We start from the raw sequence: 12256 nt of genomic DNA, 5'->3' as shown, positions 1-12256 counted from the left end.
AGAGATTGGGATTCTTAATATTGGAATATCCCTAACGTTGTAAATTCCACGTTTTGCTTCAGGTCCTTCTTATGGAATTTAGCTGTGATCCTTATCGCTTTTCATGAGCAGCTAAAGATCCTCCCACACGTTAAGCATATCAGGTATCAAAAGAAGAATAAGACCACGTTTATGCATGATGTAGGCTCCCGGAAAAAGATTTGAATATTATTAGCTCAAAAAATACCCCTTACGTTGATTATTCCAGTGCCATTTCATGATTTTGATACGTTATCGTTATCCTTTTGTGATATCTGTCATCTATTCTTTATCTGTTTGTTCTTTGTATAGAAAATGGCTATGCTATCATTTAAACCATTAGCTTACATACTAGCCAAATAGGATGTAACAACATATGAAAAATGAAATATCATATCGCCATTAGGGGAGATTACACGCAGTGCTGAAAATAGGGCGTTAAAAACGAAAAAATGCAAGTCTTGAATGAACTAAATTCATATAATGGATCGTTTTATATGAAAATTGACTTAAATCAATTCAAATATATATTGATCATTTTCTCGCCAATCTGCCACATCATCCAAAGCCTGTTATTTACCAATGTTGAATCGATTCATTTTTTTCTATTAATAAGCTAATATCACTCAGTAACTTTACATGGCGTAATATGGGGGAAGGGGGAACATTGTGAACACAGATCAAGCTTTCGACCTGTTAAAGGATGCAGGGGTAACAGAAAGTAGTAGTATACAAACTGTCAGACGTTGGCTGCGAGAAGGGAAAATTAAATACGAGGGAGGAAACGGGAATAGAAAAACTGGATACATAATGGATGACACAGATCAAGCATTCGACTTGTTAAAGGATGCAGGGGTAACAGAAAGTAGTAGTATACAAACAGTCAGACGTTGGCTGCGAGAAGGGAAAATTAAATACGAGGGAAACGGGAAGAGGAAATCTGGATACATAATCGATGACACAGCCTCAAGGCTGGCTATAAATGATTCTATCGATCAAAATAAGGATGAAATCATACACCGGTTAAAATTAAAAATACAAGCTCAAGAAAAGCATATAGAAGGAATTGAAGAACTTAATGAGACTTCAAAAAAAATATTGATTCAGCAAAGGGATATGTTTAAAAAGGAAGTTGTAATTCTAAAGAATGAGAAAAGTGAATTACAAAAAGAAACAAAGGATTTATTAAAAGAAAATATTGAATTACGTAATGAATTGATAAAAGTAAAAGAGAACCTAAGGGACAAATACAATCTAGGCTCCACTACTCATACAAATGATTATATTAAAAAATTAGGGCTTTCAAAAATGGCGAGTAATAAAGAAGTGTTAGCAGGATATAAAGGGTTGTTAAAAATAACTCATCCAGACCATAATGGTAACGCAAAGGTATTTCATTACATTAAGACTGATTACGATATTTTTAGAAATAGTAACAGAGGAAAATGATCATTAGAGTTTAAGTCCCTAACATGCTGAATGGGGGAAAGTAAATGCAAAGAAAGGCTAATCAGAATTAGGATTTGCACAGCTTAGGAGCCTCAGGGAAGTTCCGCCAGCCAATATTTTGGAATTAAATAAAAATTTTAGAAAAAAAGCATTTTAATACCCTTGATAGTTGGGATACATATTCAATATTGTTTAGGATCAAGAGCGCCTAGGAACTTGAACTTGAATGAAACGAATTCATCAATTCATACTGATGCTTGAAAAAGACGCAAAAATTTATCAGTATATATAACGATAAACGGTGAGATTGATATAAATATTTCGCCTTACATATAAAAGAAGTGATGAGATGAAGTTTTGGAGGTTCAATGGACAAGTCTTCTTGGCTGTTGATCTTTCTTTTTTTATGAACTCAACGTGTGCCCATTTTAAATAGGCAGATTCCTAATGAACTAATAGGTACATTAGTTCATTAAGAAAAATTAAAATTGTTCATTCCAATAGTTTTTTGCCCGCACTTCATTCTTCATCCATTAATAAAAGATATAAAGGATATAAAGGATTGGCTTGGACAGTCATGTGGGAAATCTGTAGTCTATTTTTGTCTTCTCATCCATTGTGTTGCAACCCACTTTTCTCCGGTTATAACTGGCGCTCCACCGTGTAAAGTTAGTTCGTTTAGGTTTTTATCGTTATAGAAATATTCGAAATACACCGCCATGCCTTTTTGTGGGGACACTGAAAAGTTCAGTTTAGGAAAAAAAGTTTCCCCCCCTTGCTCCACATCATTTAAGTACATGATGATTGTGCTAATTCTATTATTTTTTGCGGCTTTACTTGTAGATGTAAAAAAATCAAAGTGAGCTTTATATTCTTGACCAGGAGTATATTTAAGAATTTGAATACCATCCCCATGTTCAATGGGTATATTCATGATTGATGATACTCTTTTTTCAATTTTGGAAATGATGTCATTTTCATTATCTTGAAAAAACATACTACTACTTGTTCTTATCTCATTTAATTCGTGTGTAACTCCAATTTTAGAACGATGCATTTTGTCTTTTGACAATCTAATAAGTTCGTCACATTCTTCGTCACTCAAAACATTTTCTAAAACCACAATTAGAGGTTCTTCTAATCTAGTAATTATATTAATTTCTCTATCTTCCGTTTTGATTTTATTTCCAATGTGATTAAAAATAGTTTGTTCTTTACTTATTTTATTGTCCACTGTCAACTTTCATCGACTCCTAAAAGAATGAATTTTCTGACTGATCATTTTGTTTTATTTCTGTAAACGGTTTCTATGATAATTATATCATGAACGTTGTTATATAACTGTTTCTTATTCTGCTTACACGTGCTTTATCTTTAATGAAGGTTGTTAAAACATCATTTTATTATGTAACTATGGGGGAAAGTATTCATGTAATGAATGAAATAGAGTTTGAGCGTGAAAAGTCCGATTGATAAGATGAGGATGTCGCAAAGCTTAGCAGCGAAAAGGAGAAATACAAAAAAATAACATAAAAATAAATAAACTTTTAATTCCTTCGGATGTTACATAAATCCTGGTGATTCATGCTTTAGTAACGATCAAGTCTTGGATTGAAGAGGGAATCCACAAATTCAATGCTGGAAGCCATTAAACGAATGCTTGCCAATTTTAAATAGGACTTAGACAACCGTACTCATACTCTAATCATTAACAGGTAAAAAGGATTTCCTTCAGTATGGAAGTCTTTTTACTATTTTACTTAACTATCCATTACTTTAACTTTCGATTGGATTAAGGAGTTATAACACTTTCATACGATCGCCTTCATTTGATAACCAGACTTGCTTCCCCAAGTGCCATCTAGTGATGAAATTTCCTTTTGTACGAACTCGATATTTCAATAAATCTTAAAATAATGATATACAATATTTTAAAAATAACCTCGCTAGAATATATGGTTAAACCATATTTAAGCAGTTAAGTATTAACCATCTTTTTCTTAAATCGGATTTCTTTTCAATTAATATAATCAAAAATAAATTCAAAATGGTAAAAAATAGATTTTAAAAAGGGAATTCAAATCTTTTGTTGAACATGAATATTGTGGGCCATTTTAACAGTTTCGTGATTTTGTGTAAGCGAATACATCGAGACATTTATCATATTTATCTTGATCATGGTAGTGGATTATATCATTAGCGAATGGAGGTTAACCCATGATTGGCACGATGGCGATCAATATGAATGATTCACGTTCTTTCCTCACGGAAAAACACTTATTATTTAAACAGTCAATTCGTGAATTTCTCGACAAGGAGGCTGTCCCCTTTTATGATCAGTGGGAAAAAGAGGGGGGGATCCCTCGCTCCTTTTGGAAAAAAGTTGGGGATAACGGACTTTTATGTCCTTGGCTTGATGTGGAATTCGGTGGGGTAGGAGCAGATTTCGGATATTCAGTTGTATTGGCAGAAGAATTCGAAATGGTTGGATCAGCCTTAAGAGGAATATCAATTCATTCTGATGTTGTAGCCCATTATATTGCTTCATTCGGAACAATGGATCAAAAACAAAGATATTTACCTAAGTTCATTACAGGAGAAATGATTACCGCCTTTGCATTGGCAGAGACAGGAATGGGTTCAGAATTTGCTAGTATCCAAACAACTGCCATCAAGAAAGATGGGTATTATATTGTAAATGGAGCTAAAACGTTTATCACAAATGGCTTTAAAGCCGACTTCATGATAGTAGCATGCAAAACTGATCATGATGCTGTTCCTTCCCATGATGGAATCAGTTTGTTGCTAGTAGATAAAGATACTCCAGGGTTTACCCGAGGCAGAAAGCTTGAAAAAGCAGGCCAGGATAGCTCAGGCACAGCCGAACTATTTTTCGATGATGCTCCAGTTCCAGTTGGGAACCTCCTTGGGGAGGAAGGGAGGGGCCTTTCATATATATTGCAAAAACTGCAGCAGGAAAGACTTATGTGTGCGATTGGGTCTTTGATGGCAGCTAAAGACATGCTCCACTTAACGGTGAATTATATAAAAGGACGAAAAGCATTTGGTAAGAAAATAAGTGAATTTAAAAAGTTACAGTTTACCATTGCTGAAATAGCGACCGATATTCAGTTGGGAAGAACGTTTGTTGATGGTTTGATCTGTAAACATATAAATGGCGAGAATATCATAACTGAAGTATCGATGGCTAAATACTGGATCACGGAGATGACCAAGCGAATATCCGAAAAATGCATGCAGTTACATGATCGATACGGAAATATGGGCGACGATAAAATTGCCCGGCGTCATCGGGACATTCCTTTGACAACACTCTATACAGGGTCAGATGAAAACATAAAAACCCTGATTGCTGAAAATATCGGGTTTTAATTCATTATTAATCACTTAAATCTATTGACTGCCTCAATTAAAATGAGGTGGTTTTTTTATTCCATTTATTCAATATAATTACAATGAACTAGTTTTTTTAATTAAAAGGTTTATACCATTTATCTTATGGGTAAAAGAGACTGTGCATATGAAAAATTAATATTTTTGTAAAATTTGTAATTGTATGCGAAAGATGGAGGTGCTTGTTGTGTTAAAAATCGAAAATGTATCAAAAATCTATAAGGGAGGAAAGAAAGCTGTAAAGAATATATCATTGGATATTAAAAAAGGGGAGTTCATTTGCTTCATTGGTCCGAGTGGATGTGGTAAGACAACGACTATGAAAATGATTAACCGGCTTATTGAACCATCTGAAGGCAAGATACTTATTAATGGGGAAAATATAATGGATAAAGATCCAGTCGAGCTAAGAAGGCAGATCGGGTACGTTATCCAGCAAATCGGACTTTTCCCCCATATGACAATTCTTGAAAATATCACCCTCGTTCCAAAACTTCTTAAATGGAATGATCAGAAGAAAAAAGAACGTGCACTGGAATTGCTTCAGCTTGTTGATATGGGACCGGAGTATCTGGAAAGGTATCCCTACGAATTGAGCGGCGGGCAGCAACAAAGGATAGGCGTACTCAGAGCTCTTGCTTCCAATCCTCCGCTCATTTTAATGGATGAACCTTTTGGCGCACTGGATCCCATCACCCGAGATGCCCTTCAGGAGGAATTTAAGAATCTGCAGCGCACACTTGATAAAACAATCGTTTTTGTTACCCATGATATGGATGAGGCCATTAAGCTAGCCGACAGGATCGTCATCTTAAAGGCTGGTGAAATCGTCCAAGTTGGAACACCGGATGAAATCCTCAGAAATCCAGCCAATGAGTTTGTGGAAGAATTCATCGGTAAAGATCGATTGCTTCAAACAAGACCTAATGTTGAGTTGGTTGAACAAATCATGAGTCGTAATCCCATATCCATTACAGAGGAAAAATCCCTTACCGATGCTATTACGATAATGCGCGAGAAACGGGTTGATTCTTTACTTGTGGTCGATGAGCAAAATGTTTTGAAAGGATACGTAGATGTTGAAACGATCAGTGAATATCGAAAAAAAGCTAAATTCATCAGTGAAGTCATCAATACTGAAGTTTATTCAGTGAAACAGGATTCTTTAATCCGTGATTCCGTCCAGAAGATATTAAAACGGGGATTCAAATACGTGCCAGTAGTTGACCAGAATAAACTTTTGGTCGGAATTGTTACTAGGGCAACCTTGGTCGATATCGTCTATGACAGTTTATGGGGAGAGGAAGAAAATCAAGTGGCAGAAATGGCAGAAATGTTTTAGGAGGTGCAAGAGATGGAAACATTGCTCGATTTTTTACAGACGAACTGGCAAGAGTTGATTTATAAGGCATGGGAGCACTTATATATATCCATGATCGCTGTTTTCCTTGGAATAATAATCGCCGTACCGCTAGGCATTATGTTGACCCGAATGAAAAGGAGCGCATCCATTATAATCGGAATTGCAAACATTATGCAAACACTGCCGAGCTTAGCAGTCCTTGCCTTTTTCATTCCTTTCCTCGGTGTTGGGAAAACCCCTGCAATCATAGCGCTATTTTTCTATTCCGTTTTACCTATACTCAGGAATACATACACAGGCATTAAAGGCGTAAATGAAAATCTGCTGGAATCCGGCCGGGGCATCGGAATGACAAGCTGGGAGAGGATTCGTCTGGTTGAATTCCCCCTTGCACTTTCCGTCATTATGGCTGGAATTCGTACGGCTTCCGTCTACCTAATTGGATGGGCAACCTTGGCTTCCTTTATTGGAGGCGGAGGTCTTGGTGATTACATATTTATCGGTTTGAATTTATACCAAACAGAATATATCATCGCAGGTGCAGTTCCAGTGATCATCATGGCTATCCTGGTGGATTATGTATTCTCGATCATTGAACAAAAAGTCGTACCAAAAGGATTAAAAGGTATGAAGGAAGTTGCTTGAGGAGGAATACCATGTATAAAAAAATGAGAAGTTCAATTTTCATAGCCCTTATAGTATGTTCATTAATCATCAGCGGATGCTCTTTGCCAGGATTAGGTTCATCTTCAGAAACTACTGTAAAGATCGGTGCCCAAAGTATGACCGAATCCGAAATCCTGGCGAACATGATCGCTCAACTCCTTGAAAGGAATACGGAATTCGATACGAAAATCGTCAAAAATCTAGGTTCGAATTTCGTTCAGCAAAAAGCGATGGAGAGCGGTGATATAGATATAGCCGCAACTCGATATACAGGGACGGATTTAACGAGTGTCCTGGGACAGGAAATCGAAAAGGATCCAGAAAAGGCGATGGAAATTGTACAAAGGGAATTCAAAGAACAATATGGATTCAAATTTTTTGATTCTTATGGATTCGATAACACCTATGCCTTTACGATTTCAAATGAATTGGCAGAAGAAAAAGGATATAAGAAAATATCTGATCTGGAAAAGGATGCAGATAATTTAAGGTTAGGTGTCGATAGTGCTTGGCTGAAAAGAAAAGGTGATGGCTATCAAGGGTTCGTCGATACATATGGATTGGAATTTGGGGAAACTTATCCGATGCAGATTGGCCTGGTATACGATGCAGTCAAAAACGGTCAGATGGATATTGTCCTTGCATACTCTTCCGATGGTCGGATTAAGGTTAATGATTTGAAGCTTTTGGAAGATGATAAACAATATTTCCCTCCGTATGACTGTTCACCGGTCGTTACCGAAGAATTATTGGAACGATATCCTGAGATTGAAGTTGAACTTAACAAGTTAATAGGCGAAATCAATACTGAAACCATGCAGGAACTGAACTATGAAGTGGATGGGAAATTAAAAGAACCATCGGTCGTAGCGACTGAATTCCTTAAAGCACATAAATATTTTGAATAAATGGGAGGTGCAAACCAATGGAAACCTTGCAACAGCTGGGAACTTATTATTCCCAAAATTGGATGTATGTACTTACTGAGTTTTATCGCCACTTTTTAATGTCCGCTTATGGAGTTTTATTTGCTGCAATCGTAGCCATCCCGATAGGCATTTTCATCGCGAAACATAAGAAATTGAGTAATTGGATATTTTCGATAACGAATGTCATACAAACCACACCAGCATTGGCTATGCTTGCTCTCCTAATGCTAGTAATGGGCTTAGGAACAAATACGGTAATCTTATCATTGTTTCTATACTCTTTACTGCCAATCCTGAGGAACACATATGTCGGAATTACAAGTATCGATCATGCTTATTTAGAATCTGGCAAGGCAATGGGGATGACGAAGCTCCAGTTACTAAGAATGGTTGAACTGCCATTATCCTTGTCTGTCATAATGGCTGGCTTACGTACAGCACTTGTCGTTGCAATAGGAGTAACTGCTGTCGGTACATTCGTGGGCGCAGGTGGCCTGGGGGATATCATTGTGAGGGGAACGAATGCTTCAAATGGAACCGCGATCATACTTGCAGGAGCTATCCCGACGGCATTGATGGCCATTCTGTCAGATCTTTTACTCGGATGGCTGGAACGATTGCTTTCACCGATTAAAAAGAAAAAAATTCATACTGCCTAAAACAAAGTCAAGACAATAAAAGAGCCAATGTTGATGCAATGGCTCTTAGTTTCTAGGCGAAAGGGGTTCGGAATAAAAAATTCCGAACCCCTTTCGTTTCTTTCATTTCGCATATATAGGTTTTATCTTGATGATTACGCAGATGATCTGCCTCTTCCACACAAGCTTGCCAGACGCTGTGTCACTCCCTTTTGATGGTATTTGCTTTCTGTAGTGATAAAGATGAGCATTTTGCACTAATTTGTTTTGGCGATTTGTACTCACGATAACCTTCTTTAGTTGTTGAGTACTTTTAAATTTCGTCCGAAGGGCAAAGGTAACAATCAAAGTGGTTATTGTAAAAATAGTCATTTTTCCCGAAATAATCCTTCTTTTGTGCGAGGACTTGTATAGGTTCAAGTGATGTTCCCGAACCAACTGATTCGAAGCAACACCTTAAACTCTCAGGTATGTTTGTAATCTAAATTTAATAACAAAGTTAATTGGAGTGGAAGGTGCGAGACTCCTGCGGGGAAAGCGCGTCTAGGGGAGACCCCGCAGGCACAAGCCGAGGAGGCTCCCGGACCGCCCGCGGAAAGCGAGTGCCTGGAGCGGAAATCAACGTTCAATTTGTACAAGTCATAAAAAAACTATAGGCAAACTCATTTTCATCGGTTGTCTACAATCTGAGAGCCAATGCTGATGCAATGGCTCTTTTTATTGGGTTTATTTACCATAAAATTACTATTGCCTATTAGAAGATGGAAGTTGAGCCTTGCCTGCTTAGTTTTTTATTTCAGAAAAAGGGTAACTATAAGGGTAGTTGTAAAAAAATAAAGGGGAATCAATCATGAAACTTACACCAGAGCAACGTATTGAACTTCATGGCTTTAATAATCTTACGAAATCTTTAAGCTTTAATATGTATGATGTCTGTTATACAAAAACCAGGGAAGAGAGAGAGGCATATCTGGATTATATCGATGAACAATATAATGCAGAAAGGCTTTCGAAGATTTTGCATAACGTTTCTGATTTAATAGGAGCACACGTTTTAAATACAGCCAAACAGGATTATGTCCCTCAAGGCGCGAGTGTAACCATTCTTGTTTCAGAAGGTCCTGTCGTTGAAGTACCCACTGGGACTTATGAGGAATCACCAGGACCTTTACCTGATAATGTGGTCATGCAACTTGATAAAAGCCACATTACCGTACATACATACCCTGAATTCCATCCAAATGAAGGCATTAGCACATTCAGGGCCGATATCGATGTCTCTACTTGTGGGGAAATATCTCCGCTTAAAGCCCTTAATTATCTCATACATTCCTTCGATACCGACATTATCACGATAGATTACCGTGTTAGAGGATTTACGAGAGATAAAGATGGCCAGAAATTGTTCATTGATCACGATATTAATTCCATTCAAAACTATATTCCTGAAGAAGTAAAGGGTTTATATGACATGATTGATGTAAATGTATACCAGGAAAATATATTCCATACAAAATGTAAGCTAAAAAGATTCGATATCAATAATTACTTATTCGGTTATACAGAGGAAAAGCTAAATACAGAAGAAAGGGAGGAAATAATTGAAAGGCTACAAACGGAGATGGATGAAATTTTTTATGGTGCCAATGTCCCGCATCCCTCAGTAAAGAACAAGCATGCCGATTAAGGGATGCTTGTTCTTAGTGAAATGTTAATTTAACTGGAAAACATGAACCAATACATAGCCGAGACACGTTAATAAAACAGAACCGATCAGTCCAGCAATAAAAGGTTTACCGCCATATTTTTTAAAAGTTATGAGGTCTATATTCAATCCTAGTCCTGCCATGGACATTGCCATGAGGATATAGGAAAGCATAACAAGCTTATCAGCTATAGATTCGGGAACTGCACCAGTTGAATAGAGGGCGCTCATTAATAAAAATCCAAAAATAAACCATGGTACCTGAACGGACTTCCAGGAAAACTTCTTTCCGTCTGTTTCTCGCTCTTTCCAATTCATGATGAATCCAATTAATATGGCAACGGGAATGAGTAGGGCAACCCTAGTCAATTTGACCATGACTGCCAAGTCGACTGCCTCATTTCCTCCTGGTGCTGCCGCAGCGATGACGTGAGCAATTTCATGCAGTGTCGCACCCGAAAATATACCGTATCCTGGCCCGGATAACTCCAGTAATGGGTAAAGGATCGTGTAACCGAAAGTGAAGGTTGTACCTAAAACAGCAACCGTCGCTACAGCGATTGCTGTATCTTTTTCTTTTGCTTTAATTTGAGTGGAAATTGCCAGGATGGCTGCAGCTCCACAAATTCCTGTTCCGCAAGCTGTCAATATGCCTAGCTTTTTCTCAACTTTAAATAGACGGGTCAGCCCATAAACTACTAATATAGCAAATATAAGACTAATGGCCCCAACTGCAAATGTCTTCGGGCCGGCATTAAAAATATCCTTCAAGTTCAAGCGCATCCCCAATAGGATAATGCCCATTCTCAAGAGGACTTTACTTGAATAATTTGTACCTGCAACAGCGTAAGCAGGAACGCCAATGACCGATTTCCAAACAACACCAATCAGTATTGCAATGACTAGCTGTCCCATTATATGCAGGAATGGAAGCTCTGCTAAGTATTTTGCTGCTATGGCAATTAGCAAAGTCAAAGATATTCCTTTTGTAAATCCGAATTTTCTAGTTTGAACCTCTGTTTGTTCCAGTGTGATCACTCCATCTGTGTTGATGCCTTTACTTTAAAGCTTAAGTAAAAATAAGTGAAATATATTTTTGCTATTTCAATGATTACTTATACTTATGATAAAATAAAATGCATAAGTATATAGGGAGGTAACCATGGATCCTTTAAAGGTATTCGTAACCGTAATCGAACAGAAAAACTTTTCTAGAGCAGGCGATATTCTGAACCTGTCGCAGCCAGGAGTCAGTCTTCACATAAGGAATCTGGAAAATGAGTTAGGTACGAAATTAATTTACCGTTCTCCCAAACAAGTTCAAATAACAGAGCCGGGAAAAATTTTGTATAGACATGCAAAGCAAATGCTTAATCATTATGAGACAGCAATAAGGGAAATAAATGACTTTAATAACGTGGTTAGCGGAACGATGAAAATAGGTGCAAGTTTCACGATAGGGGAATACTACCTTCCAAAAGTTTTAGCGGAATATGCTGCTCAATATCCGCTGGTGGACATACAAATCATCATCTTGAATTCTAATGAAGTCATTCAAGGAATACGTTCGAATAAGCTTGATATAGGTTTGATTGAGGGGGAAACGGATTATAAAGATATAGATGTCAGCCCATTCATGAACGATGAGATGATTGTCGTCGTCCCCCCCGTTCATCCACTTTCACAGATGGATATCATCGAGGGTAGCTTGCTCCAAAACCAAACATGGGTACTAAGGGAGCAAGGATCAGGAACCCGGGCATATTCGGATAAACTTCTGAGTAGCCTGGAACTGAACATAAAGAAAAGTTTTATTTTCACCAGTATCCAAGGAGTGAAAGAAGCGGTGATGGCTGGGCTGGGCATTGCCTTGTTATCCCGATTGACTGTACAAAAAGAATTGAAATCCAAAGAATTGAAAACCTTTCATTTAAAAAATGAACCCATTATAAGACCTTTTTCAATCGTGAGAAAGTTAGATTTCGAAGCGTCTAAAGCGATGGAGTTGTTTTTAAGGAAGGTCGAGGAATTTGCGATAAAGGGCCAGCCTAAATAAATCACTTAATCTTTAAGC

At 37.5% G+C, this 12256-nt stretch carries 10 protein-coding genes; 8 read left to right on the top strand and 2 right to left on the bottom strand.

Translation table 11 applies throughout. The annotated features are described in order from the left end of the window. Nucleotides 1-828 precede the first annotated feature (828 nt). Nucleotides 829-1467: a hypothetical protein gene (locus ABIE66_RS14240; RefSeq protein ID WP_289325180.1), complete on the top strand. Its 639-nt coding sequence runs from the start codon at nt 829-831 to the stop codon at nt 1465-1467. Nucleotides 1468-2062: 595 nt separating this feature from the next. Here ABIE66_RS14240 and ABIE66_RS14235 read toward each other — a convergent pair. Beyond that, nucleotides 2063-2707, bottom strand: coding sequence for a 2OG-Fe(II) oxygenase (locus ABIE66_RS14235; protein WP_370015184.1), 645 nt, complete (start codon nt 2705-2707; stop codon nt 2063-2065). 977 nt (nt 2708-3684) lie between these two features. Between ABIE66_RS14235 and ABIE66_RS14230 the strand changes: the two genes are divergently transcribed. From ABIE66_RS14230 to speD, 6 genes are all read left to right on the top strand, one after another. Beyond that, nucleotides 3685-4860 (top strand): acyl-CoA dehydrogenase family protein, encoded by a 1176-nt coding sequence (locus ABIE66_RS14230; protein WP_370015183.1) that lies wholly within the window; start codon nt 3685-3687, stop codon nt 4858-4860. Nucleotides 4861-5068: 208 nt separating this feature from the next. Continuing rightward, entirely contained in the window at nt 5069-6223 is a 1155-nt protein-coding gene (locus ABIE66_RS14225) for a betaine/proline/choline family ABC transporter ATP-binding protein (protein WP_370015182.1), read from the top strand. Between the two features lie 12 nt (nt 6224-6235). Then, complete coding sequence (locus tag ABIE66_RS14220; protein ID WP_370015181.1) at nt 6236-6889, top strand: ABC transporter permease; 654 nt, start codon at nt 6236-6238, stop codon at nt 6887-6889. A gap of 11 nt (nt 6890-6900) precedes the next feature. Beyond that, a complete protein-coding gene (locus tag ABIE66_RS14215; protein ID WP_370015180.1) occupies nt 6901-7818 on the top strand; it encodes an osmoprotectant ABC transporter substrate-binding protein in 918 nt (305 codons plus the stop codon). 17 nt (nt 7819-7835) lie between these two features. Then, the gene (locus ABIE66_RS14210) at nt 7836-8498 is read left to right on the top strand and encodes an ABC transporter permease (RefSeq protein ID WP_289316315.1); all 663 of its coding nucleotides are present in this window, start codon (nt 7836-7838) and stop codon (nt 8496-8498) included. A gap of 829 nt (nt 8499-9327) precedes the next feature. After that, complete coding sequence (gene speD, locus ABIE66_RS14205) at nt 9328-10164, top strand: adenosylmethionine decarboxylase (protein WP_370015179.1); 837 nt, start codon at nt 9328-9330, stop codon at nt 10162-10164. A gap of 24 nt (nt 10165-10188) precedes the next feature. Here the strand turns inward: speD and ABIE66_RS14200 are convergent, their stop codons facing one another. After that, a complete protein-coding gene (locus tag ABIE66_RS14200) occupies nt 10189-11211 on the bottom strand; it encodes a YeiH family protein (RefSeq protein WP_370017043.1) in 1023 nt (340 codons plus the stop codon). Between the two features lie 133 nt (nt 11212-11344). Between ABIE66_RS14200 and ABIE66_RS14195 the strand changes: the two genes are divergently transcribed. After that, nucleotides 11345-12238: a selenium metabolism-associated LysR family transcriptional regulator gene (locus tag ABIE66_RS14195; protein WP_370015178.1), complete on the top strand. Its 894-nt coding sequence runs from the start codon at nt 11345-11347 to the stop codon at nt 12236-12238. The last annotated feature ends 18 nt before the right edge of the window (nt 12239-12256 follow it).

It is taken from the genome of Peribacillus sp. B2I2 (assembly GCF_041261685.1).
GTDB lineage: Bacteria > Bacillota > Bacilli > Bacillales > DSM-1321 > Peribacillus.
The sequence above is the reverse complement of the archived record's forward strand: the minus strand, read 5'-3'. Positions and strand labels throughout refer to the sequence as shown.

Coding starts and splice junctions, on each gene's coding strand:
- ABIE66_RS14195 (WP_370015178.1), top strand. CDS start 11,345: ATGGATCCTTTAAAGGTATTCGTAACCGTAATCGAACAGAAAAACTTT.
- ABIE66_RS14230 (WP_370015183.1), top strand. CDS start 3,685: ATGATTGGCACGATGGCGATCAATATGAATGATTCACGTTCTTTCCTC.
- speD (WP_370015179.1), top strand. CDS start 9,328: ATGAAACTTACACCAGAGCAACGTATTGAACTTCATGGCTTTAATAAT.
- ABIE66_RS14240 (WP_289325180.1), top strand. CDS start 829: ATGGATGACACAGATCAAGCATTCGACTTGTTAAAGGATGCAGGGGTA.
- ABIE66_RS14210 (WP_289316315.1), top strand. CDS start 7,836: ATGGAAACCTTGCAACAGCTGGGAACTTATTATTCCCAAAATTGGATG.
- ABIE66_RS14220 (WP_370015181.1), top strand. CDS start 6,236: ATGGAAACATTGCTCGATTTTTTACAGACGAACTGGCAAGAGTTGATT.
- ABIE66_RS14215 (WP_370015180.1), top strand. CDS start 6,901: ATGTATAAAAAAATGAGAAGTTCAATTTTCATAGCCCTTATAGTATGT.